Origin of the sequence: Streptomyces luomodiensis, assembly GCF_031679605.1 — a bacterium.
Lineage (GTDB): Bacteria > Actinomycetota > Actinomycetes > Streptomycetales > Streptomycetaceae > Streptomyces > Streptomyces luomodiensis.
Genome location: NZ_CP117522.1, coordinates 8,615,206 through 8,640,550, shown reverse-complemented (window position 1 = coordinate 8,640,550; position 25,345 = coordinate 8,615,206). Strand labels below are relative to the sequence as shown.

21 protein-coding genes are annotated in these 25,345 nt (G+C 71.5%); 13 read left to right on the top strand and 8 right to left on the bottom strand.

The window, feature by feature from the left end; all coding sequences use genetic code 11:
- Positions 1–4: 4 nt before the first annotated feature.
- From PS467_RS36400 to PS467_RS36370, 7 genes are all read right to left on the bottom strand, one after another.
- Positions 5–880: a triphosphoribosyl-dephospho-CoA synthase gene (locus PS467_RS36400; protein WP_311040069.1), complete on the bottom strand. Its 876-nt coding sequence runs from the start codon at positions 878–880 to the stop codon at positions 5–7.
- 103 nt (positions 881–983) lie between these two features.
- Positions 984–2,537 carry an MFS transporter gene (locus PS467_RS36395; RefSeq protein WP_311038808.1) on the bottom strand — a complete coding sequence of 518 codons (1,554 nt, stop codon included), beginning with the start codon at positions 2,535–2,537 and terminating at the stop codon, positions 984–986.
- Positions 2,538–2,659: 122 nt separating this feature from the next.
- The gene (locus tag PS467_RS36390; RefSeq protein WP_268975909.1) at positions 2,660–3,997 is read right to left on the bottom strand and encodes an MFS transporter; all 1,338 of its coding nucleotides are present in this window, start codon (positions 3,995–3,997) and stop codon (positions 2,660–2,662) included.
- 225 nt (positions 3,998–4,222) lie between these two features.
- Positions 4,223–5,173: a catechol 2,3-dioxygenase gene (locus tag PS467_RS36385; protein WP_311038807.1), complete on the bottom strand. Its 951-nt coding sequence runs from the start codon at positions 5,171–5,173 to the stop codon at positions 4,223–4,225.
- Between the two features lie 132 nt (positions 5,174–5,305).
- Entirely contained in the window at positions 5,306–6,400 is a 1,095-nt protein-coding gene (locus PS467_RS36380; RefSeq protein ID WP_311038806.1) for a 4-oxalomesaconate tautomerase, read from the bottom strand.
- A complete protein-coding gene (locus PS467_RS36375; RefSeq protein WP_311038805.1) occupies positions 6,397–7,149 on the bottom strand; it encodes a 4-carboxy-4-hydroxy-2-oxoadipate aldolase/oxaloacetate decarboxylase in 753 nt (250 codons plus the stop codon). The genes PS467_RS36380 and PS467_RS36375 overlap by 4 nt, the downstream gene beginning before the upstream one ends.
- Before the next feature lie 58 nt (positions 7,150–7,207).
- Positions 7,208–7,858: a GntR family transcriptional regulator gene (locus PS467_RS36370; protein ID WP_268975905.1), complete on the bottom strand. Its 651-nt coding sequence runs from the start codon at positions 7,856–7,858 to the stop codon at positions 7,208–7,210.
- A gap of 192 nt (positions 7,859–8,050) precedes the next feature.
- Here PS467_RS36370 and PS467_RS36365 point away from each other — a divergent pair, with 192 nt between their 5' ends.
- From PS467_RS36365 to PS467_RS36355, 3 genes are all read left to right on the top strand, one after another.
- Positions 8,051–10,630 (top strand): polysaccharide lyase family 8 super-sandwich domain-containing protein, encoded by a 2,580-nt coding sequence (locus PS467_RS36365; RefSeq protein WP_311038804.1) that lies wholly within the window; start codon positions 8,051–8,053, stop codon positions 10,628–10,630.
- Positions 10,631–10,760: 130 nt separating this feature from the next.
- On the top strand, positions 10,761–11,291 hold the full coding sequence (locus PS467_RS36360; protein WP_311038803.1) for a DoxX family protein: 531 nt from the start codon (positions 10,761–10,763) through the stop codon (positions 11,289–11,291).
- Between the two features lie 88 nt (positions 11,292–11,379).
- Entirely contained in the window at positions 11,380–11,850 is a 471-nt protein-coding gene (locus PS467_RS36355; RefSeq protein ID WP_311038802.1) for a C15 family peptidase, read from the top strand.
- Between the two features lie 69 nt (positions 11,851–11,919).
- On the opposite strand, the gene PS467_RS36350 is transcribed toward PS467_RS36355, so the two are convergent.
- Entirely contained in the window at positions 11,920–12,687 is a 768-nt protein-coding gene (locus tag PS467_RS36350; protein WP_311038801.1) for an NPP1 family protein, read from the bottom strand.
- Positions 12,688–12,992: 305 nt separating this feature from the next.
- Between PS467_RS36350 and PS467_RS36345 the strand changes: the two genes are divergently transcribed.
- From PS467_RS36345 to PS467_RS36300, 10 genes are all read left to right on the top strand, one after another.
- Positions 12,993–13,943 carry a formylglycine-generating enzyme family protein gene (locus PS467_RS36345; RefSeq protein ID WP_432280682.1) on the top strand — a complete coding sequence of 317 codons (951 nt, stop codon included), beginning with the start codon at positions 12,993–12,995 and terminating at the stop codon, positions 13,941–13,943.
- A 45-nt stretch (positions 13,944–13,988) separates the two neighbouring features.
- Entirely contained in the window at positions 13,989–15,179 is a 1,191-nt protein-coding gene (locus PS467_RS36340; protein WP_432280780.1) for an ROK family protein, read from the top strand.
- A 51-nt stretch (positions 15,180–15,230) separates the two neighbouring features.
- The gene (locus PS467_RS36335; protein WP_268975897.1) at positions 15,231–16,040 is read left to right on the top strand and encodes an ABC transporter permease; all 810 of its coding nucleotides are present in this window, start codon (positions 15,231–15,233) and stop codon (positions 16,038–16,040) included.
- Positions 16,037–16,816, top strand: a complete 780-nt coding sequence (locus PS467_RS36330; protein WP_311038799.1) for an ABC transporter ATP-binding protein — start codon at positions 16,037–16,039, stop codon at positions 16,814–16,816. Before PS467_RS36335 ends, PS467_RS36330 begins: the two co-directional genes overlap by 4 nt.
- A gap of 52 nt (positions 16,817–16,868) precedes the next feature.
- Entirely contained in the window at positions 16,869–17,849 is a 981-nt protein-coding gene (locus PS467_RS36325) for an aliphatic sulfonate ABC transporter substrate-binding protein (protein WP_268975895.1), read from the top strand.
- Positions 17,846–19,324 (top strand): sulfatase family protein, encoded by a 1,479-nt coding sequence (locus tag PS467_RS36320; protein WP_311038798.1) that lies wholly within the window; start codon positions 17,846–17,848, stop codon positions 19,322–19,324. Before PS467_RS36325 ends, PS467_RS36320 begins: the two co-directional genes overlap by 4 nt.
- A complete protein-coding gene (locus PS467_RS36315) occupies positions 19,321–21,678 on the top strand; it encodes a glycoside hydrolase family 43 protein (protein ID WP_311038797.1) in 2,358 nt (785 codons plus the stop codon). The genes PS467_RS36320 and PS467_RS36315 overlap by 4 nt, the downstream gene beginning before the upstream one ends.
- An 87-nt stretch (positions 21,679–21,765) precedes the next feature.
- A complete protein-coding gene (locus tag PS467_RS36310) occupies positions 21,766–21,999 on the top strand; it encodes a hypothetical protein (RefSeq protein ID WP_268975892.1) in 234 nt (77 codons plus the stop codon).
- Between the two features lie 124 nt (positions 22,000–22,123).
- Positions 22,124–24,007, top strand: coding sequence for a glycoside hydrolase family 2 protein (locus PS467_RS36305; protein WP_311038796.1), 1,884 nt, complete (start codon positions 22,124–22,126; stop codon positions 24,005–24,007).
- Positions 24,004–25,311, top strand: coding sequence for an extracellular solute-binding protein (locus tag PS467_RS36300; RefSeq protein ID WP_311038795.1), 1,308 nt, complete (start codon positions 24,004–24,006; stop codon positions 25,309–25,311). The genes PS467_RS36305 and PS467_RS36300 overlap by 4 nt, the downstream gene beginning before the upstream one ends.
- Positions 25,312–25,345: the final 34 nt, after the last annotated feature.

Genomic DNA, 25,345 nt, shown 5'->3' with positions numbered 1-25,345 from the left:
CTGATCACCGCCCGGACGGAGCCACCGTCCCGGACGAGGCCGTGACCGCCAGTGCCGGGAGGCCGTCCAGGAACAGGGCCCCCGCGAGCAGCGCGGCGCTTCCGCGCGGCGCGATGCCCCGTTCGCGCAGCTCCGCGTCCAGCGCGGCCAGGGCGGCGGCTCCCTCGGGGGTCGCGGTGCCACCCGCGTCGAGCACGGCCTGCGCACCCTCCTTCACCCGCCGGAGGGCGGGCGGGCCCGCCCGGTACAGCGGCCCGGTGTCCTGGAGGGTGCTCATCACGGTGAGCAGCGCGTCCAGCCGCGCCTGGGTCTCGCTGGCCCCCGCGGCACGCGCCCGGGACAGGGCGTCCAGGGCGCGGCGCACATGGGGGAAGGAGGCCCGCGCCTCTCCGCGCGCGCCCGGCGCCCCATAGGTGGCGGAGACGTGCGAGCCCGGTGAGGGCCGGCGCGGTGCGCCGCGGTCGGTGTGGTCCGCGATCCGCTTGGCGGTGGCGGTCAGCTCACCGGGCCCGGCGCCGGGGCGCAGCGCGGCGGCCGCCACCAGCAGCCCCATCACCCACAGCGCGCCGTGGTGGAGGGGCCCGGTGGCCGCGTCGCCACCGGCCCGTGCCATCGTCCACTCGGCGCAGCGGCCGATGGCCCCCAGTTCCTCGCGCAGCGCGCGGGTCGGCTCACCGGGGCGGCGCGCGGCGGCGGCCATGGCCGCGAACCCGGGCGCCAGCGCCTTGGCCGACCAGCGCAGCGCGAGCAGATCCGCACCGGTGGCGCGCGCCTGAAGATCACGGGCGTCGGCGAGCCCCGGTTTGGGCGTCAGCTCCGCCTGGGCGATCAGGGCACGCACGGCGGCCCCCGCCAGTGCCTCATCCATGGAGCGCGTCATGGGCATGCCCGGAGGCTAGCCGACCAACCTTGCCGGAACATGGGGAGTCGCTGTGATCCCGCTGTGCGGCGCCGCGGGGCCACCGGGCCCCGGGCGCGCCCCATCACACCGTCTGCCGGTCGGCGGCCGCCTCGCACTCGGCGGCGGCCGTGGCCGGACGGCGCGGCCCGAGCAGGCCCAGGACCACGAGCGCGGCCAGCGAGACACCCGCCACCAGCCACATCGCCGCCTGCGCGCCATGGGCGAACATCTCGCCGAACAGCCGGGTGATCTCGCCGTCGCTCAACGAGGTGTGCTGCCGGAGCAGCGTGGTGGCGTCCTCGGGGACGGCGGCCACCTCATGGGTCCAGCCGCCGGCCGCCACGCCATGGTCGGCCAGCGACTCGGTCAGTCCGGCCTCCGCCTGCCGGCGGTACAGGACGATGCCCGCCGCCAGGCCGATGGCACCACCGAGGTTGTGGAACGTCCAGGACGCCCCGACCGCCTGGCCGGCCTGCCGCTCCGGCACGGCGGACAGGGCGGAGACGGTGGCCGGTCCGAGGATGAACGCCCAGCCGATCCCCATGGCCACCAGCGCCAGGCCGATGAACACCAGAGAGGTGGAGAGGGAGAGCTGGGCGAGGAGCACGGCGGAGAGGGTGAAGGCGGTGAAGCCCACGATGAGCAGGCGCCTCGGCCCGTACCGGTCGGTCAGGCGGCCGACGAACGGGGAGAGCGCCGCCATGACGGCGGTGCACGGCAGCAGCAGCGCTCCGGTGGCGTAACCGCCGTGGCCGCGGACCTCGCTCAGGTACAGCGGCAGCAGGAACAGCACGGTGGTGTAGAAGCACGCCAGGGCGAAGTCGGAGACGATCGCGCCGAGGAACGCGCGGTGCCGGAAGAGCCGGAAGCCGACGATGGGGTCGGCGGCCCGGCGCTCCACCAGGTACAGGACCACCAGGGCCACCGCCGCGAACGCCAGCAGGCCCAGTGTGCGGGCGCTTGCCCACCCCCAGTCGGCGCCGAGGGTGAAGGCGAGGACCACGGCCGGGATGGCGAGGCTGATGGCGATGAGTCCCGGCCAGTCCACACCGGGGCCGGGCTCCTCGGTACGGGACTCCTGGACGCTGAACGCGCAGATGCCCAGCGCGACGACGACCAGCGGGACGTTCAGCCAGAACACCCAGTGCCAGTCCAGCGCGGAGACGATGACACCACCGAGCAGGGGGCCGATGGCCAGCCCGAAGCCGTTGACACCGTAGAGGGCGCCGATGGCGCGGCCGCGCTGGGACTCCGGGAACGCGTGCTGCACGATGGCGCCGGTGGAGGTGTACAACACGGCCCCGGCGGCGCCCTGGAGGAAGCGGGCCGCGATCAGCCAGCCGGTGCTCGGGGCCAGCCCCGCCATCAGCGAGGCCAGTCCGAAGACCACGGTCCCGGCGTAGAGCACACGGCGCCGGCCGTAGATGTCGGCGAGCCGCCCCATGGTGACCATGAACATCGACAGCGCGACGATGAACATGTTGACGATCAGCTGTAGATCGGTCACCGAGGCGCCGAGGTCGGCCTGGATCCGCGGGGCGGCGGTGTTGACGATGGTCAGGTCGATACAGCCCAGGAAGCTGATCAGGCCGACGCCGGCGAATGCCCACCACTGACGGTTTGTCGAAGCTGTCACGGCGGTGGACAGCCGTCCGCCCGCACCGGGATATTCCCGCTCGACGCACCAGGCGGGCGGCTGACATGGGGGCGTAACAAGAACCCTGATACACCCCCACATATCACCGCGCCCGGTCCCGGTCAGCCGGTGGTGGACAGCGGCTCCGCGGAGTCGCTTCGCGGGGTCTGCCGCACCGAACGGAGCCCGGTGAGGCCGATCAGCACGGTGGCGAGCAGGGCGGTGGCGGCGAACACGGTGAAGCCCCAGTCCTCCGCCCCGTTCGCGACCAGCCGGCCGCCGAGCCAGGGGCCGAAGACGGCTCCGAAGCGGCCCATCCCGGAGGTCCAGCCGACGGCGGTGGCGCGGTTCTCGGTGGTGGAGCGTCCCGCGACGGTCGCGTAGACCATGGTCTGCGCGCTGAAGAGCCACAGACCGGTCAGGAAGACCACGACGTAGGTGAGCGCCAGCGGCATGTGGATGCCCAGCAGATAGATGCCGATGGCGGTGCAGCCGAACCAGACGGCCGCGACCCGGGCGGCGCCGAAGCGGTCGGCGATGCGTCCGGCCACCAGCATGCCCACGATGCCACCGACGTTGATGACGATGAGGAAGGCCAGGGCCGAGCCGAGTTCATAGCCCTGACCGCGCATCATGGTCGGCAGCCAGGTGCTGACGCCGTAGACGAGCAGCAGTCCGCCGAAGGAGGCGCACCAGAACAGGATGGTCTTCTTCCACTGGCCGTCGCTGAACAGCATGGCCAGGGCGCGCCGGCGGTCGGGCCGGGCGGCCGGCTCCGGTGCGGTGGCCGGCAGTTCGACCTGGTACCGCTCGGCGAGCCGGCGGGCCTCGTCGGTGCGGCCGCGGGCCATGAGGAAGCCGAGGGATTCGGGGAGGTGGAGCGCCACCAGCGGCACGGCGACGATCAGCGGCGCCAGCCCGACCCAGAAGACGGAGCGCCAGCCGAGCGGCTCCACCATCCACAGGCCCAGCAACGCCGCCAGGATGCCGCCCGCCTGATGGGCGGTCATCAGCAGACCGATCATGAGGTTGCCGCGGCCGCGGGGGGCGTATTCGGCGACCAGGGTGATGGTGGTGGGCAGCAGGCCGCCCAGGCCGACCCCGGCGATGAACCGGGCCACGCCGAAGACGCCCAGGTTGGGGGCCATGGCGCAGACGGCGGAGGCGAGGGAGAACACCGTGGTGCAGCCGATGATCACCTTCTTGCGCCCGATCCAGTCGGTGACGGTGCCCGCGGACAGGGCGCCCAGCAGCATGCCGAAGGTGGCCCAGCTGCCGAGGTCCCCGGCCCGGCCGGGGGTCAGTCCGAGGCCGGGGTCGTCGAGCATGTCGGGCAGCACGGCGCCGTAGATGAACAGGTCGAGGCCGTCGAAGAGGACGACCGTCCAGCACAGCGCGACCACGAGGACCGCGAGTGCCGTGCCGCGCGAACCGGCGGCGGATGTGGGTGGGTAGGACATGACGTTCCTCTCGTCCTGGAGGCGTGTCCTGGAGGCGTGTCCTGGAGGCGTGTCCTGGGGGTGCGGTCCTGAAGGACGGGCCCATGGAAGGTCCATGGCGGCCCTGGGGATCTGGCGAGGCCCTGGGGAGGGGCTTCGGGAAGGCGGGCCCTGGGGACGGGCCCTGCGGGGCGGGCCCCGGGACCTGGGATGCGGGTCCTGGGGCCCGAGCGGCCCCGGGGGCGGTCAGTCGAGCGGCGGGGTGCCGTGGGTGTGGAAGGACTCGATGGTCTTCAGGCCCCACGCCTGGCCCTTGGCACGCTCGGCCTGGGTCCAGGTGATCAGCGGCCAGTCGGGGGCCAGGACCAGGCGGGTGAGCGGGTTGCACAGCTCGATGCGGTTGCCGCCCGGTTCGTAGACGTAGAGGAAGAACGTCTGCTGGATGGCGTGCTTATGGGGGCCGGTCTCGATGTGCACGCCGTTGTCCAGGCACAGATCGGCGGCGCGCAGGATGTCCTCGCGGGTGTCGGTGGCGAACGCGATGTGGTGCAGCCGGCCCTGCGAGCCCGACCAGTCCTCGGTGTAGACGATGTCGTAGGACTTGTTGGTGAACGTCAGCCACTGGGCGGCGACCCGCCCGTCGTCGAGGACGATCTGCTCGGTGGGACGGGCGCCGAGCACCTCGCGGATGAACGCGGCGTTGGAACCGACGTCGGAGGCGAGGAAGTTGACGTGGTCCAGGCGGCGCACCCCCACGCCGTGGCCGGGCTTGGCCTGGGGCTGGTTCTTCAGTCCCGGCTTGAGCTCGGACGGCGCCTGGTACCACTCGCTCTCCCAGTACAGGGCGACCTCGTGGCCATCGGGGTCACTGGTGACGTAGAGCGGGCCGATACCGGGTTCGTCCTCGGCCCAGCGCCCGGTACGGCCGGCGGCCTCGGCCTCCTTCACCCGGCGGTGGAGGGCCTCCTCGCTGGACGCGCGCAGGGCGGTGCGGCGAATGCCCGAGGTCGCGTGTGCGGTGAGGGTCAGGCTGTGGTGCTCGTAGTCGTCCCAGGTGCGCAGGTGGACCGAGTCGCCCGAGCGGCCGTTCTCGGTCAGGCCGAGGATCGTGGTGAAGAACCACAGGCTGCCATCGAGGTCGGGGGTGAGCAGTTCGACATGGCCCAGGTGGGCGATGTCCCCGAGCGGCGGGGTCATCAGCGGCTCCTTGAGTGGCGGGTGGACATGGGGTGTGACAGGTGTGACATGCATGAGAGGTGTGACATGTACGTGACATGCACCTGGCTGACCCGGGGCGGTACCGGAGGTGGTGCGGGTGCTGGGCGCTGATCAGGCGGGGCGCGGGAAGACCGTGCCGTCGAAGATCTTGCGCGCGGTGCGCACGACGGCCGTGCCCCGTGCCACGGGGGCGGCGCCGTCCACGGCCGTGCCGTCGTCCGCGGCCGGGTGGTTGTCCACGGCCGTGTCGATGTCCAGGAAGCCGGTGGGGTGTTCGATGCGCAGCCGCTCCCCCGTCTCCGGGAGCCGGGCCACGCCCTGGCCGACGCTCCCCTCGACACACAGTCCGGCGGCGACGCTGGCGGCTCCCAGGACGCCGATGGAGGTGTGGCAGCGGACCGGGATGAAGGTGCGGGTCATCACGGCGCCACCGTGCTGGGGCGGGGCCAGCAGGCTGAGCTTGGGCACGGTCGTGGCCCGGACGTCGCCCAGCCCCATCAGCCGGCCGGCCTCCTGCCGGATGCGCTGGAGCCGGGCGCCGAGCGCCGTGTCCGCCTCCAGTTCCTCGGGGTCCTCATAGCCGGTGACGTCCAGGTCGGACGCGGCGATCAGCACGGTCGGCATCCCGTTGTCCACACAGGTCACCGGGGTGCCGTCGATGAGGTCACGGGCCCGGCCGGTGGGCAGCAGCGGACCGCTGCCCTGCGCGAAGGCGATCACGATCGGGGCGGCGGAGCCCGGTACACCCGAGATCTCGGCCGAGCCGGTGTAGTCGACGCGCCGGTCCGGGGTGGCGACGGTCGCGGTGGCGAGGTCACCGCTGTTGACCATCCTGATCCGCACCGGGGTCCGCCCGTCCTGGGCGGCGACCAGGCCCCGTTCGACGGCGAAGGGGCCGACTCCGGCCAGGAGGTTGCCGCAGTTCTGCCGGTCGGAGACCTCGGCCTTGTCCACACCGAGTTGGAGGAACAGATAGTCCACATCGGCGTCCGGGTCCTGGGACGCGGAGACGACGGCCACCTTGCTGGTGAGGGGGTGTGCCCCGCCGAGGCCGTCGATCTGCCGCGGATCGGGGGTGCCCATGATCCGCAGCAGCAGCTCGTCGCGGGCACCGGGGTCGGACGGCAGGTCCTGCCCGAGGAAATAGGCGCCCTTGGAGGTGCCGCCGCGCATCAGCATGCAGCGCACGCCCTCCGGCGCACTCATGAGCCGGCCCCGCCGCGGGTGTACTCGGTGTAGGTCTGGTACCGCACGCCGAGCCCGGCGAGCTTCTCCCGCAGCCCGTAGCGGTCCAGACCCAGCTGGCCCTCGGCGAAGGCGGCCCGGCTCGCCTTCTCCTTCACGGTGCGCGCCTCGGCCGCCTCGACGGCCGTGGCGGCCGACTCGCGCGGCACGCACATCACACCGTCGTCGTCGGCGATGATCACATCGCCGGGGCGTATGCACTGCCCGCCCACCACCACGGGCACATTGACGGACCCGGCCGTGGCCTTGACGGTGCCCTGCGCGCAGACGGCCGCCGACCACACGGGGAAGCCCATCTCCCGCAGTTCGGCGGTGTCGCGCACCCCGGCGTCGATGATCAGGCCGCGGACCCCGCGGTGCTGGAGCGCGGTGGCGAAGAGTTCGCCGAACATGCCGTCCGTGGACGGCGAGGTGGTGGTGACGACGAGGATGTCGCCCTCGGCACACTGCTCGACCGCAGCATGGATCATCAGGTTGTCGCCGGGCCAGCACAGCGCCGTGACCGCGGTGCCCGCGATGCGCACGCCCTGCTGGATGGGCCGCAGTCCGGGGCCGAGGCTTCCGGTGCGGCCCAGTGCCTCGTGCACCGTGGCCACGTCGTACCCGCCCAGGGCGGCCACCTCCTCGGCCGCGGCGCGGGGCGGGTCGGTGACGATCACACCGCTCGGCCGTGCGGCAGCGGGCGCCTTGTCCGCGTTACCGTGCGTCATTGCTGATATCTCCTTGCTGGACAGGTCGGTGACCCACCCCCGGGGCGCCGGCCCAGCGCTATTCGCGTAGGGCCTCGATCACGCTGGAGAGGTGGGCACGGACGGCCGCTTCGGCCGCCTGTGGGTCCCTGGCTCTGATCGCTTCGATCAGGGCCAGGTGTTCACCCAGGGACCGCTGGGAGCGCCCCGGCCGCAGCGCGAGCTGGAAGCGATGGCGCACCAGCTGTGCGTTGAGCCGCTCCAGCAGCTCCACCGCCACCTGCTGACCGGACAACTCCCGGATGCGGGTGTGCAGTTGCACGTTGAGCCCGGAGTAGGTCATCGGTTCGCCGCCGGCCACCGCCTTGGACATCGCCGTGCCCAGGTCGGCCAGCTCGGTCAGCTGCTCGTCGCTGGCCTCGACGGCCGCCTTGGCGGCGCACAGCCCTTCCAGCACCATCCGGCATTCGGTGATGGCCACCGCCTCCTCGACCGTCACCACCCGCACCCGTGAACCACGGTTGCGGATCCGCTCGACCAGACCCTCGGACGCCAACTCGATCAGTGCCGCACGAATACTCGCCCGTGTCACGCCGAATTGCTCGGCGAGTTCGTTCTCCACCAGCCGCTGGGCCGGTGCCATCTCCCCTCGCAAAATCGCTTGCCGCAGCCGCTCCAAAGCGTGCTGCTTGGCCTGTTCTCCGGTGCCTGGACGGGCTTCCTGCGGCATCGTGCCCTCCCTGAGTGAGTGCCTGTCGAAGATAAATCTAGGCCAACAAGATTGTCAACGATTCTGTTGCCCATATTGGCGACATAAAGCGAGCCCATTACCGCGTTTCCGGTCCCGTGACAGCGGAAGTCGGGGTTGCTTGAATGGAGCGGCGGTTCCCCATCGGATCCCGTCGACCGTGGGAGCGTTTTCGTGCCTCTGTCGCGCCGTGCCCTCCTCTCCACGCTCCCGGCCGCCACCCTGTCGGCCATGGCCCTGCCCCTGCGCGCACGGGCGGCGGGCCGTCCGGCCGCGGCCGGCGGGACGACGGCCAGTGGGGCGGCGGCCGGTGAGGCTCACACCCGGCTGATCGCGAACACCGTCGCCTTCTTCGCCGGGACACCGGACTCCAACGCCCGTCCCGAGGTGCGGGCCAAGCTCGCGTCCATCGCCGCGACCGCCCGCTCCCGGCTCGCCGCGATGGACGGCGCCGGGCCGGGCGAGCTCTTCCGGGGCGTCGCGCTGGGCACCAGCGACCCCAACCTGGCCACCTCCTTCCAGTACCTCTACGAGATCGCCCTGGCCACCCGCGCACCGGACGGCGGCACACCCTCCGGACTCCACGGCGACACCGATGTCCAGCGGCGCGTCATCGACGGTCTGATATGGCTCCACGAGCGCTACTACGGAGATCAGTCCAAGGGCTACTACGGCAACTGGTTCACCTGGGAGATCGGCATCTCCTCCCACGTCAGCAAGATCCTGGCGCTGCTCGCCGACGCACTCGCCGGCTACCGGCCCGGCCTCGCCGCCACCTACGTCGCCTCGATGGACGGGTATCTGCGCAACGGCGAGGACGGCGACGTGGACCTCGACTCGCGTTTCCACACCGGCGCCAACCTGGCCGACATCACCACCAACCGCATCCTCCAGGGCGCCGTCCTCGGCGACGACGCCCGGATCGCCAAGGCCCTCGCCGACCAGCTGACCGTGCTGGCGACGATCGACCCGTACGACCTGAGACACGGTGTCACCGACGGTTTCTACGCCGACGGCTCCTTCATCCAGCACGCCTCCGTGGCCTACACCGGCTCCTACGGCAGGGGGCTGCTCACCCGCGTCGTGCAGACCGTCACGATGCTCGACGGCACCGGCTACACGACCGACGACCGGCTGGTCCGCGTCGTCCAGGGCTGGGTCACCGACAGTTTCGCACCGCTGATCTTCGAAGGCTGGCTGATGGAGATCGTCAAGGGGCGCGGGGTGTCCCGGACGACCACGGGGTACGCCGACGCGGCCGAGGTGGTCGAGGCCGTGGTGGGCCTGGCCGCCCACGCCACCGGCGCCGACGCCACGGCCCTGAAGGGCTATGTCGCCCATCTGCGGCAGACCTCGGCGGCCCCGCTCGACCCCTCGGTGTTCGTGTCCCCGGTGAGCGTCGCGGCCTACGCCGACATCCTCGCCGACCCCTCGATCCCGGCGCGGGACCTCGGGCCCGCCGAGCGCCACCTCGCGTTCAACGCGATGGACAGAACCGTGCACCGGCGCCCCGGTTACGCCTTCGCCCTGGCCCGCAGCTCGTCCAGGGTCAGCAGATACGAGTACATGAGCGGCGAGAACCTGATGCCGTGGTTCCAGGGGGACGGCGCCCACCATCTGTATCTCTCCGGCCAGGACCAGAGGCAGGCGTTCGGCGTCGACTACCTCACCGCCGTCCCGCCCCACCGGCTCGCCGGTGTCACCGCCCCCGTGGAGACCCGCCACACCGTCCCCGAGCTCTACGGCACGCTGTGGTACGACAACCCCGAGCGCGGCTTCACCTCCTCCTCCCAGGCGCAGAACACCTATGTCTACTTCCCTCGCGGCACCCACCCCTTCTCCGGTGGCGCCTCGCTGGGCGCCTACGGTGTGGCCGGGCTCGTCCAGTCCGACGACGTGGGGTATGCCGCGAAGCGGGCGGGCGACCTCCCCGACGACTTCGTGGCGTACCGCGACGCCGATGCCACCAAGTCGTGGTTCCTGTTCGACGACGAGATCGTGGTGCTGGCCGCGGGCGTCGGCGACGGCGCCGGACGCGCGGTGACGACGACCGTCGACACCCGGATCGCCGCGCCCTCGGACACCCTCACCCTCACCGGGCGGCTCCGCGACGGCGCCCGGTGGTCCGGCACCGGCACGGCCCCGCTCGCCTGGCTGCGGTACGGCAACGCCACCCGGGCCGCCTCGGTCGGCTATGTCTTCCTCGACGGGCCGCGGCCCACCGTCACGCTCGACACCGTCACCCGCAGCCGCCGCGCCGTCCGCCTCGCCAACCCCGACACCCCGGTGACCAAACAGCTCTTCGCCGTCACGGTGGAGCGGCCGGCCGGCGCGCCGCACACCTCGATGGCGTACGCCCTCGTCCCGAACGCCACCGAACGCCACCTGGACGGCTACGCCGGCCGGCCGCTCGCCGTCCTGGCCAACACCACCCGGCTCCAGGCCGTGGCCCACCGGGACCTGCGGATCACCGCGCTCAACGCCTTCACCCCCGGCACCCACCGCGCCGGGCGGCTGTCGGTGCGCGGACCCGGCTCGGTGATCCTGCGGGAGACACCGGACGGCGCCATGGCGATCGCGGTGTCCGATCCGACCACCGAGCGCGAGGCGGTCACGGTCGTCGTCCGGGGCCGGTGGACGAGGGCCGTCGCGGCGGACGACGGGGTCCGGGTGAGCCGGGTCCCCGGCGGCACCCGGATCGCCGTCACCACCCGCCACGCCTACGGCCGGAGCTTCACGGCCACGCTGCGGTGACCCGCGAAGCGGTGGCCGGTGCACTCCGACGGCGTAGCAGCGACGGCGGGGCCGGGGAGGCGTGCCGAGACTTGAGGGAGACGTCGGGCGGCCGCCCGTGGTGTTCCCGTACGGGACCGGAGGAGACCCTATGCGAGACCCCATGCCCCTGCGCAAGGATCTCGGACTGCTCGCCCTGCGCCTCGGCGTGGGCGGGGTGCTGTTCGCGCACGGTACGCAGAAGCTCTTCGGCTGGTGCGGCGGGGACGGTCTGGCCCGTACCGCCGAGGCCATGGAGGCGATGGGCTTCCGTCCGGGGCGGAGCAGCGCCCTCGCGGCCGGGCTGGGCGAGGCGGGCGGCGGGCTGCTGCTCGCCCTGGGCTTCGCCACCCCCGCGGCCGGGGCAGCGGCGGCCGGCACGATGGCCGGTGCGGTGTCCGTGCACGCGCCGGCCGGGTTCTTCGCCCAGTCCGGGGGTTATGAGTACGCGGCCCTGCTGGGCTGTTCGGCGGCGGCGCTCGGGATCTCGGGGCCCGGCCGCTACTCCCTCGACCACCTCACCTGCCATGTGCTGGACCGGCCGTGGCTGATCGCGACGGCGCTCACCACGAGCGCGCTGGCGGCGGCCGCGGTGATCAAACGCCGGATCGCGGTGACCAGCGAGCGGGAGCTCACCGAGTAGGGCACGCCATCCGCCGCGGCACGCGGTCTCCGGTCCTTATAGTGAAACCTTCATAGCGCAACCTTCGCCGGATCGAGGGGGCCGGGGGATGGCGGAATTCGAGGTGGCCACGGGTGCCACCGCGGGCCCTGCCGGTGACGACCCGGGGCGCCGGGCGGCGGTGCGGACCGCGTTCGAGGGGTTGCTCCAGATCCGGCGGCTGATGAACACCGACGCCGCCGACCCCGAGGGGGTGCCCGCCGAGTGGGAGCGGCGGCGACCGGTGCGGGCCGTGGCCCTCGCCCTGGAGGCCGCCGGTGTGCCACCGTCCGCCCTCGACGCGGCGGGGCACCGTGTCGCGACCGGCTACTGTCTCGGCACGGCCGAGCGGCCCGGGGTGGTGCGGGTCGAGTGGCTGGGGCCGCCGGGCAGCGGTGCCGCGTACGCGGCGGAGGAGGGGTTGCGGAACTGTGCGGCCGTGCTGCGGCGGCTGGGCTGGGAGGCGCTGGAATACCGGGGGCCGCGCCGCCGGCGCCATCTGGAGGTCGAGCCGGCGCCGGACGGACCTCCCCGGCGCTGACCGGACCGGGGACCCGGCCCGGGGACCCGGCCCGGTCCGGTCCGGTCGGCGCCGGGGCCGTGGCGCCGCTCAGGCGTTGGGGTCGAAGGGGATTCCGGACGGCATGGCCTTGGCGAGATGGGAGTTGAGGGTGCTGTCCTTGAGGCCGAAGGTGGCGCTGCCGAAGTCGGCCTGGCTCAGCTTGTCGCGCAGCCCGGCGGGGTAGCCGTTCCAGCCGACCAGCGCGGGGTACTGCCAGGTGTGGTAGTGGTTCTCCGGCGGTTCGTCGTTGGACGTCGCCGGGCGGAAGCAGTGGGTGCTCAGGCCGTCCTTGTGATACACGATCTTGGGGTGGGTCCCGTCCCAGAGGATCTGGTCCCGGCCGTAGACGGTGAAGTCGCCGTGGGCCGAGGTGGCGACGTACTTGGCCTCGTTGTCCTGCACCCACACCACGACGTGCTCCCAGTCGTGGCGGTGTCCGCCGAGACCGCTGCCGACCACCGCCTGGTCCTTCTCGAAGTACAGGTCGTAGATGATCGCGCACCAGCCGTTGTTGCACTTGGAGCGGGAGTATCCGTTGGTGTTGTCCAGGTCCCAGGAGTCGCGGCACTGGCCGTTGAGGGCCCCGCTCGGGTTGAGACCGCCCGCGATCGTCCCGTCGGGCCCGATGGCGGGCGTGGGGTAGCAGCCGTCCGTGTCGTAGTCGTACGCCGGCTGGAACGCCCGCTCGGCGTCATCCGCGTTGGCGGGCAGAGCCGTGGGCGGGTCCGCCAGCGCACTGCCAGGAAAGGCCACGACCAGCGCGATGGCGCTGCCGAGGATGGCGGACACCCTGCGGATCCGCGAACTCTTCTTCACTGCGTCCTCCTGATCGACGGCGCCGTGACGCCACACCGGAAAGCACGGGATGAGCCTGCCGCGATTGGCATGCTCAGGTCAGCATGATCGCATCCCGTATCCGGTGGCGGGCAGGTGGCCCGTGATGAAGAGTCAGCCAACAGCTGTAGCAGAGGACATGGGGAAACGATCACCAGGAATCCCCTAGTCCGCACCCGCCCCTCCGCGAACGAGGCGGCCGGGCGGGTTCGCGTTCGACCGGAAGCGCGGGTTATTCATGAGGGGACATCGAGCCAACGTCTCCGGCAGATTCGGGAGAAATCCGCATGGACCGCACCCAGTCCCGCCCCACCAGCTGCTGCGCGCCGTCGCGGGGCGGCGGCGCGGCCGTCACCGCGCCCGGGGCCACGCCACGGACCGGCCGCCACGACGCGGACATGGCGCTGCTGCCGGGTGGGACGTTCCTGATGGGCACCGAGGATGCGGAAGGTTTCCCCGCCGATGGCGAGGGGCCGGTCCGGGAGGTGACCGTCGCTCCGTTCCGGATCGATGTGCACGCGGTGACCAACGAGCGGTTCGCCCGTTTCGTCCGCGAGACCGGCCATACCACCGAGGCCGAACGGTTCGGCTGGTCGTACGTGTTCGCCGGATTCCTGCCCGCCGCTCTGCGCCGGGGCGCCCCGCGCCCCGAGGGGGCGCCGTGGTGGTGCGGGGTCGAGGGGGCCTCGTGGCGGGCGCCGGAGGGGCCGGGCAGCGAGGTCGGCGAGCGGGCCGACCACCCGGTGGTCCACATCTCCTGGAACGACGCGGTGGCGTACTGCCGCTGGGCCGGTGTCCGGCTGCCCACGGAGGCCGAGTGGGAGTACGCCGCCCGTGGCGGACTGGAGCGGCGCCGGTACCCGTGGGGGGACGAGCTGACCCCCGGCGGTGAGCACCGCTGCAACATCTGGCAGGGGCGTTTCCCCGTCAAGAACACGGCCGAGGACGGCTATCGGGGAACGGCCCCGGTGGACGCCTTCGAGCCCAATGGGTTCGGTCTGTACAACGTGTCGGGGAATGTGTGGGAATGGTGCGCCGACTGGTGGTCCACCGACCACACCGACCGGCCGCGCACCGATCCGCGCGGACCGGCCACCGGCACCGCCAAGGTGATGCGGGGCGGTTCATATCTGTGCCACCACTCGTACTGCAACCGCTACCGGGTGGCCGCGCGCACCTGCAACACGCCTGACAGCTCCACCGGGAACCTCGGCTTCCGCTGCGTCCGCGACGCATGAGCGCTCTTTTTTCCGGGGCGTTGACAGAAATAGCCCCTCCTGCGCATCCTGTTCGCCATGCACCCCCATCAGGAGGGCCCCCTGTCCCGGCTACGGCGGGGACACGAGGACTTGGTACTGGAGCTGTTGCGCATCCACGGCCCGCTCAGCCGGGCTGAGCTGGGGCAGCACAGCGGGCTCTCCCGGACGACCCTCAGCGATATCGTCACCGAGCTGATCGAGAGTGGCGCCGTGGTCGCCACGGCACCCGAAGCGGCCCCGCGCAAGCGGGGGCGGCCGGTGGAGGCCCTGACGCTCAACCCCAGCGCGGGCCAGGCCATCGGCATCGACTTCGCCCGCCGGGCGGTGCATGTCTCCGCGGTCAACGTCGCCCATGAGGTGATCGGGTCGGCCAGTGAGCCCCACGACCCCGAACTGCCCTGGGAAGAACGGATCGCCCTGGCCGAGCGGCTGGTCGGCACGCTGGCCGACGGCGCCCTGCGGCTGGGCGCGCTGAACGCCATCGGGGTGGGAGTGGTCGGCCCGGTCGGCGATCCGGACCTCGGGCCCGCGCGGCCGCGCCCGTACGCCGATCTGCCCGCCCTGCTCCACAAGCGTTTCCAGGTCCCCGTGCTGGTGGACAACAACACCCGGCTCGCCGCGCTCGCCGAGGCGACCTGGGGTGCCGCGGCGGGCGGCCAGGACGTGCTCTACCTGCGGCTGTCGCACGGTGTGGGCGGCGGGCTGGTCGTGGGCGGCTCCCTGCACCGCGGGGCCTACGGACTGTCCGGCGAGTTCGGGCATATCGCGGTCGAGTCGGGCGACGGACGATGTTCGTGCGGCGCCACCGGCTGCCTGGAGACGGTGGCCTCGGTGGCCGCCGTACTCGCCGCCTACCGGCGCGCGGGCGGACACGCGGACGGCCTGGCCGCGCTCCTCGGAGCGCTTCAGGCCGGCGATCCGGTGGCGCTGCGCACGCTGGAGGCGGCCGGCACACAGGTCGGCATCGTGCTGGCGGCCGTGTGCAACGCGGTCGGCCCCGGGGTGATCGTGCTCGGCGGCGAACTCGCCGACGCCGGCGCACCGCTCTTCGAGCCGGTCGAACGGGCGCTGCGCGCACACATCATGCCGATCTCACGGGACCGTGTGGACCTGAGGCCGGCCGCGCTCGGCGAGTCCGGTGGCGCCCTGGGCGGTATCGCCCTTGTCCTTCATCGATCCCCCTTGCTCAGCCATTACCCGGCCCGTCCGGGCTGAACCGGCCCGTCCGGGCCGAAGAGGAGTACCCATGAACCCCGCGAGGCGTCCATGACGGTGGTCACCGCGCCCGAGAAGACTCCCGCGCCGCCGGAAGCACCGCGCGGCACCCGCCGCACCGTCCCTCCCCTCGTGTTCAACCTGATCGCCCTCGTCCTGGGCATCACCATCTGGGCCGTGACCGCCGCCGCCGGGCTCGCGGACATCCCCGGACCACTCGCCGTGTGTTCCAAGGCGCGTGACCTGCTCGCCGACGGAACCCTGACCGAGGACGCGCTGGCCAGCCTCCAGCGGGTGCTCCTGGGCTTCGCGCTGGGCACCGTGGTCGCCGTGCCGGTGGGCTTCCTGATGGGCTGGTACCCGGTCGCCCGGGGCCTGCTGGAGCCGTACGTCCAGTTCTTCCGCACGATCCCGCCGCTGGCCCTGATCCCGCTGGTGATCGTCCTGATGGGCATCGGCGAGACGCCCAAGGTCTTCGTCATCTTCCTGGCCGCGTTCATGTCCTGTGTGGTGGCCGCCTTCCAGGGGGTGACCGGTGTGGACCGGACGCTGATCGACGCCGCCCGGGTGCTCGGCGCCTCGGACCGGACCGTCTTCCTCAAGGTGGTCATCCCGGCGTCCACGCCGTTCATCCTGGTCGGCATGCGCATCGGGCTCGGCGCGGCCTGGGCCACCGTGGTGGCGGCCGAGATGATCGGCGCCCAGAAGGGGCTGGGCTTCGAGATGGTCCACGCCCAGACCTACTACGACGTGCCCACCATCTTCGTGGGTCTGATCAGCATCGGCGTCATCGGCCTGCTCATGGACCGGCTGTTGCTGCTGGCCGAACGCCGTCTCACCGCCTGGCAGGAGCGCCGATGAGCACCAAGATCTCGTTCCGGGACGTGGCCAAGACGTACCCGATGAAGAACACCACCTTCACCGCCCTCGGCAGTGTCTCCCTGGACATCGAGGACCGGGAGTTCGTCGCGGTCGTCGGGCCGTCCGGCTGCGGCAAGTCGACTTTGCTGAGCATGGCGGCCGGACTGGTGGAGCCCACCTCCGGCACGGTCACGGTGGACGGCGCGCCCGTCACCGGGCCGGGCCCGGACCGTGGTGTGATCTTCCAGCAGTACGCGCTGTTCCCCTGGCTGACGGTGCGCGGCAATGTCGAGTTCGGGCTGAAGCTGGCACATGTCCCCGCCGCCGAGCGCAGGCGCCGCGCCGAACACGCCATCGAGCTGGTCGGGCTCGCCGACTTCGCCGACGCCCTGCCCAAGGCCCTCTCCGGAGGGATGAAGCAGCGTTGCGCGATCGCCCGCGCGTACGCCGTGGACCCGGAAGTCCTGCTGATGGACGAGCCGTTCGGGGCGCTGGACGCGCTGACCCGGGTGCAGTTGCAGGACCAGCTGCTGGACACCTGGACCAAGGAGCGGCGCACCGTGCTGTTCATCACGCATGACGTCGACGAGGCGGTGTACCTGGCCGGCCGGGTGGTCGTGATGGCCGCCAGGCCCGGCCGGATCCACCGGGTCATCGACGTGGACCTCCCCTATCCGCGCACCGAGGAGATCCGGCTCTCCCCGGAGTTCGCCCGGATCCGCAACGACGTCTGGACGCAGGTCTACCACCAGTCACCGGCCGATTCCGCCGCCTGACCCCTCCCCCACGCATTCCCCATCCGCACTTTTCCGAAGGGACTCACTCCTCATGAGGATGAGCCGACGCGACTTTCTGATCACACTCTCCGCGACCGGGGCGGCACTGTCGGTAGCGGCCTGTTCGTCCTCCGGCGGCGGCGACGGCTCCACGGTGCGGTTCGGCTACATCGCCGACTACAACGGCGCCAGCCTGCTGGCGATCGCCGATGAGCAGGGTCTGTGGAAGAAGCACGGACTCACCGCCGAGCCCAAGGTGTTCGTCAACGGCCCGGTCCAGATCCAGGCCCTGCGCACCGGCAACCTGGACTACGGCTACATCGGTCCGGGAGCCCTGTGGCTGCCCGCGTCCGGCAAGGCCACCGTCGTGGCGATCAACACCCTCACCTACGCCGACCGGGTCATCGCCCGGCCCGGTATCTCCTCGATCCAGGGCCTGAAGGGCAAGAAGGTCGGCGTCCCCGAGGGCACGTCCGGCGAGATGGCGCTCAATCTCGCGCTCCAGCAGGCCGGGATGACCATGAAGGACATCTCCAAGGTGGTGATGGACGCGCCCACCATCGTCTCCGCGTTCGCCTCCGGGCAGATCGACGGCGCCGGTATCTGGTACCCCCTCATCGACACCATCAAGGAGAAGGTGCCGGGGATGAAGGAGGTGGCGAGCACCGAGGACATCCCCGGCTCCTCCTTCCCCACCGCCTTCGTCTCCGCCGCCAAGGGGAACGCGGAGCGCGACCAGAAGGTGGTCAAGGTGCTCCAGGAGGCCAACGACTGGCGGGCCGCGCACCCCAAGGAGTCCATAGCGCTGGCCGCGAAGCTGCTCAAGGCCGACGAGAAGAAGGTCGCGGCGGACGCCGGACATGTGAAGATGATGACCACCGCCGAACTCGTCGCCAAGACCAAGGACGGCACCGTCGACAAGTGGCTGGACGGCATGAGCGACTTCTTCGTCCGCACCGGACAGCTGAAGAAGGCACCCGAACCGTCCTCCTTCTACGACGGTGACCTCTACACGAAGGCGGCCGCCCGATGAACCTGCTGTTCCTGATGACCGATCAGCACCGGGTCGACACCCTCGGCTGTTACGGCAATCCACACGTGGCCACGCCGAACCTGGACCGGCTGGCGGCCACCGGCACCCGGTTCGACCGCTTCTACACCCCCACCGCCATCTGCACCCCGGCCCGTGCCAGTCTGCTCACCGGCCAGGCGCCGTTCCGCCACCGGCTGCTGGCCAACTACGAGCGCAACGTGGGCTACCTGGAGGATCTGCGCGAGGACGCGTTCACCTTCCCCGGCGCCCTGGCCGAGCGCGACTACCAGCTCGGGCTGGTCGGCAAGTGGCATGTCGGCACCCACCGCAACGCCGCCTCCTACGGCTTCGACGGACCCGATCTGCCCGGCTGGCACAACCCGGTGGACCATCCGGACTACCTGGCCTACCTGGAGGAACGCGGCCTGCCTCCGTACCGCATCAGCGATCTGGTGCGCGGCACCACCCCCAACGGCAACCCGGGGAACCTGCTCGCCGCCCGCCTCCAGCAGCCCGTGGAGGCGACCTTCGAGCACTACCTCGCCACCCGTGCGATCGAGCAGCTGGACAAGTACGCGGCCGACGGCCGCCCCTTCTACCTGGCCACCCACTTCTTCGGGCCGCATCTGCCGTATCTGCTGCCCGACGAGTACTACGACATGTACGACCCCGCCCTGGTGGAGCTGCCTCCGTCGATCGCGGAGACCTTCGAGGGCAAGCCGCCGGTGCAGCGCAACTACAGCGCGCACTGGACCTTCGACACCATGCCGATCGAGGTCACCCGCAAACTGATCGCCGTGTACTGGGGCTATGTCACCCTGATCGACGAACAGATCGGCCGCATCCTCACCCGCCTCGACGAACTGGGGCTCACCGACGACACGTCCGTGTTCTTCACCGCCGACCACGGCGAGTTCACCGGCGCCCACCGGCTGCACGACAAGGGCCCGGCGATGTACGAGGACATCTACCGCATCCCCGGCATCATCCGCGTCCCCGGCCAGGAACCGCAGGTGCGGCAGGAGTTCGTATCCCTCACCGACTGCACGGCGACCATCCTGGAGCTGGCCGGCTGCGACCCCTCCCCCGCCACCGACAGCCGCAGCCTGCTCCCGCTGGTGCGCGGCGAACACCCCAACTGGCCACAGGAGTTGCTGGCCGAGTTCCACGGCCACCACTTCCCCTACCCGCAGCGGATGCTGCGCGAGGACCGGTACAAGCTGGTCGTCAACCCCGAGTCGGTCAACGAGCTGTACGACCTCGACGCCGACCCGCACGAGCTGTCCAACCGCTATGAGCACCCGGAGCTGGCCGGTGTCCGCCGCCGGATGATGCGCCGCCTGTACGACCTGCTCCGGGAGCGCGGCGACAACTTCTACCACTGGATGACCCCGATGTACGACATCGGCGCCCTGGACTACGACCCCACCCTGAGCTCCTTCGAGTCCTCCGAGCAGGAAGGCGCCCGGCCATGACCCGGAGAACGAGCGTCACGGCCAAGGTCGTCACCGCGCTCGCCGGGGTGCTGATCGCCACCCTGCCACCCGCCGCGCAGCAGGCCACGGCCGGCGCGGCGGCCCACCGGCCGGCGGCGTCGGCGACGTACCGGAACCCGGTCACCTCCGGTGTCGTCGACACCTTCCCCGACCCCACGATGATCCGCGGCAAGGACGGCTACTGGTACGCCTACGGCACCCAGAACCCGGTCTTCCAGACCAAGGGCGAGACCGGCGAGCGGATGCTGCCGATCCTGAAGTCGGCCGACATGGCGCACTGGAGTTACGCCGGCGAGGTCTTCACCCCCGCCACCCAGCCCGCCTGGCACCACGGTTCCCGGCTGTGGGCGCCGGACATCCGCTACGCGGACGGCCACTACACCCTCTACTACTCGGTGCCCGGCAAGGACACCGTCGGCGTGGCCACCGCCCCCACACCCACCGGTCCGTGGACCGACCGGGGCGCGGTGCTGGCGGACGACAGCGGCTGCGCCACCGGGGACATCGACCAGGCGCAGTTCACCGACGTCGGCGGCCAACCGTATCTGTACTGGGGCAGCTACGACACCATCTGCGTGGCGAAGATGAACGACGACCGCACCCGCGTCGAGGGCACGGTCACCGAGGTCGCGCAGGGCCGCCGCATGGAGGGCGGTTTCGTGGTCCGCCGCGACGGCTACTACTACCTCTTCTACTCCGACGCGGGCTGCTGCGACGGCGCCTACAGCGGCTACCAGGTCAAGGTGGGCCGCGCGACCAGCCCGACCGGCCCCTTCACCGACGACCAGGGCGTCGACCTGATGACGGCCACCAGCAAGGGCGGCGTGGTGCTGAGCGCCGGCGGCAACGGGTGGATCGGGCCGGGGCACAACGCGCTCCAGACCGACCTGTCGGGCCAGGACTGGCTCGTCTACCACGCCATCCCGGCCGACGACCCGGACCTGGACCTCGTTCCCGGTATCGACCGCCAGCTCAGCCGGCGGCCCATGCTGATCGACCGGCTGGACTGGATCGACGGCTGGCCGGTGGTACGGGCCGGGGCCGGCCCCTCCCAGGGCGCCCAGCGGGCCCCGGTGACCTCCCCGGCCGCGGGCGGCACCTTCAACGACGGCTCGCTGAAGGGCTGGCACGGCACGGGCGGCTCCGGCACGGGCGGCTGGACCGTCGGGCACGAGCGGGACGCGCGGGGCTTCGCCACCCTCGGCCAGAACGCCACCGGCCCCGCCTATCTGGTCTCGGACCGGTCGGCCCCCGCGGCCCGGCGCGCCGAGGCCGACCTGCGGGTGCCCTCGGCCACCGGCGCGGCCGGACTGCTGGCCGCCTACACCGGCCCGGACGACTACGTGGTCGCCTGGCTGGACCGGAAGCGCGACGCGCTGGTGACGGACGTGCGGGTGGCCGGCCGCGACGTCGGCACCCGTACCACCCCGCTGCCGCCGGACTTCGCCTGGGACACCTGGCACAACGTGACGGCCGAGATCCGCGGCACCCGGATGACCGTGGAGGTGAGCGCGGACCGGCTGCGGGACGCGGTGGCCACCCAGGAGCGCCCGCTGCCCGCCCGCGCGGTCCGCTCCGGCCCGGTCGGCGTCGCCGCGCGCGGCGCCGGGGCGGCCGCCGACAACGTGGCGGCCACGGCGCTGTACACACCGGTCACCGACCGCGTCCCCGACCCCGGGCCGGGCCGGCTGCTGCCCGCCTACAGCGACGACTTCGGCTCCACCGCCGTTCCCGGCACCACCGCGGATTCCCCGTGGTCCTGGGTGCGCGGCCCGGCGCCCGGGGTCACGATGGCCGACGGGGCCCTGTCCTGGCCGACGCAGGGCGGCGAACTCCATCTGGGCACCAATACGGCGTCGGTGCTGACCCGGGACGCTCCCCGGGGCGACTACACCGTGCAGACCAGGCTCCGCTTCGATCCGGGGCGGTCCAATCAGCAGGCCGGAATGGTCCTGTACGGGACCGACGACCGCTATGTGAAGCTGGTGCACGCGGTGCTCCCGGTGAGCCACACCGACGGGAAGCTGACACACGTCACCGAGTTCGCGAAGGAGGGCGAACGCCCCACCACCACACCGCCGACCCCGGTGGCCTACGGGCCGATGTTCGGCGGTCCGCCCGCGGGCACCCTGTGGATGCGGCTGTCGTATCACGCCGACACCGCACGGGACGAGACCGAGGTGCGCGCCGCCACCAGCACGGACGGTGTGCACTGGGTCCGCACCGGCGTCTGGACCCTCCCCACCGTGAGCAAGCTCAGGATCGGCCTGGTCGCGCAGAACACCGAAGGCGCGGTCGCGCGGTTCGACTACGTGCGCACCTACCGCGGCTGACGGCGCGAGCGAGCCCCCGTCCTATGCTGATCGGCACGTGTCAGTTCGGGACGGGGGCCGCTTCGGTGGCCGGAAAAGGTGGAGATCGTGGCCAAGCCGGTACGCGCGGCTCTCGGAGACGTGTGGATCACCTGTGTGTTCTGCAAGGGCGACCTGTTCCGGGATCGCGAGGTGAAGCTCAACAGCACCGGCATGGAGCTGTTCAACTTCGCCTGGGCCAATGAGTCGGCCACCGGGCTGATCTGCTGGAACTGCGGCTATGTGCACCTGTTCGCCAACAAGGACATCGAGCTGTACAAGGTGCGGAAGGGCGAGGTGTAGCCGCTCCCGCCGACGGCGTTCCACGATCGTGGGAAAAGATGGTGCGCGAGATCTTTACAACGATGTAAACGGGTGATGGCATACCTTTGCCCGACCCAATCCCTCGCCCCTTCCCGGAGTTTCCATGGCTCACACCGACAACCCCTCGACCGAAGTGTCGAACGCCGTTCCACGACCCGAATATCCCCGTCCAAGCTTCGTCCGGGAAGAATGGCTCAATCTCAACGGCACCTGGCAGTTCGCCTTCGATCCCGGCGACAGCGGTCTCGAGCGCGGGCTGGTCCACCAGGAGTTGAGCGGGCGGATCCTGGTCCCGTTCTGCCCCGAGTCCGAGCTGTCGGGGATCGGTGACACCGACTTCCACCCCGCGGTCTGGTACCGGCGCACGGTCCACATCCCGGCCGACTGGTCCGGCCGGCGGGTACTGCTGCACTTCGGGGCCGTCGACCACGACGCCACCGTCTGGGCCGACGGCCGCGAAGTCGCCCGGCACAGCGGCGGTTTCACCTCCTTCACCGCCGACCTCGGCGAGGTGGACGGCGGGACCGAGATGGTGATCGTCGTACGGGCCCGGGACGCCCGGCACGGCCCGCAGGCGCGCGGCAAACAGTCCACCGAGTACGCCAACCACGCCGCCCACTACACCCGCACCACCGGTATCTGGCAGACGGTCTGGATGGAGCCGGTGTCCGCGGTCCATCTGCGCAGGCCCCGGATCACCCCCGACCTCGCGTCCGGGGCCTTCCACCTCGAACTGCCGCTCAGCGCCAACCGTCCGGGCCACCGGATCACGGCCCGGGTGACCGACGCGGACGGCGAGTCGGTGGCCGAGGCGACGGTGCGCGCCGACCTCGACCTGGCCCCCCGTATGGTGCTCACGCTGCCCGAGGACCGGTGCCGGCCGTGGTCCCCGGAGGACCCCCACCTGTACCGGGTGCGGATCGAGCTGCTGGACGCCGACGGAGCCACCGTGGACCGCGCCGAGTGCACCGCCGGGCTGCGGTCGGTGGCCATCGACGGCAAGCGGCTGCTGCTGAACGGCCGCCCGGTCTTCCAGCGGCTCGTCCTCGACCAGGGCTGGTACCCCGACGGGCTGATGACCGCCCCCGACGACGCCGCCCTGGTCCGGGACATCGAGCTGTCGCTGGCGGCGGGGTTCAACGGGGCCCGGCTGCACCAGAAGGTGTTCGAGGAGCGTTTCCTGCACCACGCGGACCGGCTCGGCTATCTCGTCTGGGGCGAGTTCGGCGACTGGGGCTCCGGTACCAAGCACACCACCCGGGACAACCAGCAGCCGACCGCCGGCTTCATCACCCAGTGGCTGGAGGCCGTGGAGCGGGACTACTCCCATCCGTCGATCGTCGGCTGGTGCCCGCTCAACGAGACGCACCAGGAGCTCCACGACCGCCAGAGCGTGCTGGACGATGTCACCCGGGGCATGTTCCTGGCCACGAAGGCCGCCGACACCTCCCGCCCGGTCCTGGACGCCTCCGGCTACTCCCACCGCGTGCTCGAGACCGATGTGTACGACTCGCACAGCTATGAACAGGACCCGCGGGAGTTCCGCCGCCAGATGGCGGGACTGGACAAGGACCAGCCGCTCATCAACCCCGACACCCGCGCCAACCCCGAGAAGGAGAACACCGACGCGGTGTGGTCGGTGCCCTACCGGGGCCAGCCCTACTTCTGCAGCGAGTTCGGCGGCATCTGGTGGAATCCGGAGGAGGCGGCGGCCGCGGCCGGTGACGACCGCCAGGTGTCCTGGGGCTACGGGCAGCGGCCGCGGACCGAGGAGGAGTTCCACGAGCGGTTCGCCGGACTGACCGCGGCGCTGCTGGACGACCCGCTGATGTTCGGCTACTGCTACACCCAGCTCACCGACGTCTTCCAGGAACAGAACGGCGTCTACCGCTTCGACCGCGGCGAGAAGCTCGATGTGGCCCGGTTGCGCGCGGCCCAGCAGCGTCCCGCCGCCTTCGAGCGCCCGTCCGGTGAGGAGGGGCGATGAGCGGTCTGTCACGGCGCGGTCTGCTGAGAGGGGCGGTGTACGGCGCGGGTGCGGCCGTCACGGCCTCCGCGCTCAGCGGCTGCGGTTCCCTCGCCGGAAGCGTCACCAGCGCGGACGACATCCAGTACTGGACCCTGTTCACCGGTCCGGACGGCGTGCTGATGAAGACGATAACGGGGGGCATCGAGAAGCGCGTCCCGGGTCTCAAGGTCAGGACGACGGTGCTGGACTGGGGCCCGCCGTACTACACCAAGCTCGCGATGGCCTCGGCCGGCGGCCGCGCACCGGACGTGGCCATCATGCACCTCACCCGCCTCGCGGGCTACGCGCCCGGCGGTCTGCTCGACCCCTGGGACACCGACCTGCTGGCCGAGTACGGTCTGAAGCAGGAGGACCTCAACAGCACGCTCGTCAAGCGGAGTCTGTACCAGGGCGCCCCGTACGCCATTCCGCTGGACACCCACCCCTTCATCGTCTTCTTCGACCGGGACGTCCTGGACAAGGCGGACCTGCTCACCACCGATGGGCAGCTGATGCCCTTCGAATCGCCGCAGCACGCCCTGGAGATGATGGACAAGCTCCGCCGGTCCGGCGGCAAGCTCGGGCCCGTCCTGGGGCATGTGAACGACGCGGCGATGGGCTGGCGGATGTTCTGGACCCTGTTCAGCCAGACCGGTGCCACCTTCGACCTCACCGGCAAGCGGGCCGAGATCGACGAGGACACCGCCGTGGAGGTCGTGCGGTTCATGGCCGACCTGACCCGCGACAGCCGCACCATGGACCTCCAGACGGCGAACGCCGCCTTCGCGACCGGCCGGTCACCCCTGATCTTCGCGGGTGAGTGGGACATGGCCACCTTCAAGCCGACCTTGAAGGACAGGCTGGGCGGCTCCCCCTTCCCCACCTTCTACGACCGTCCGGCCGGCGCCGCCGACAGCCATTCGCTGGTGCTGCCGCACCAGGACAACCCCGATCCGGAGCGCCGGCGACGCACCCACCGGTTCGTGGCCGAGCTGGTCAAGTCCGGGCTGACGTGGGCGTCGGCGGGTCACATCCCCGCCTACACACCGGCCGTCTCGTCCTCGGCGTACGCCCGCTTGAGTCCGCAGTCGCAGTACGCGGGCGCCGCCAAGCAGCTCGCGCTCGACCCGCCGGTGTGGTTCGCGGGCTCGGGCTCGGACTTCCAGACCCGGATGTGCCAGGCGCTCGATCCCGCGTTCGCCGGTTCGTCGTCCGCCGCGAGCGCGGTGCGCACCATGATCTCCCAGATCAACACCCTGATGGCCCAGCCGAATCCGGCCTGAGCGGGACGGAATCGCAATGGAAAGGAGCGATGTC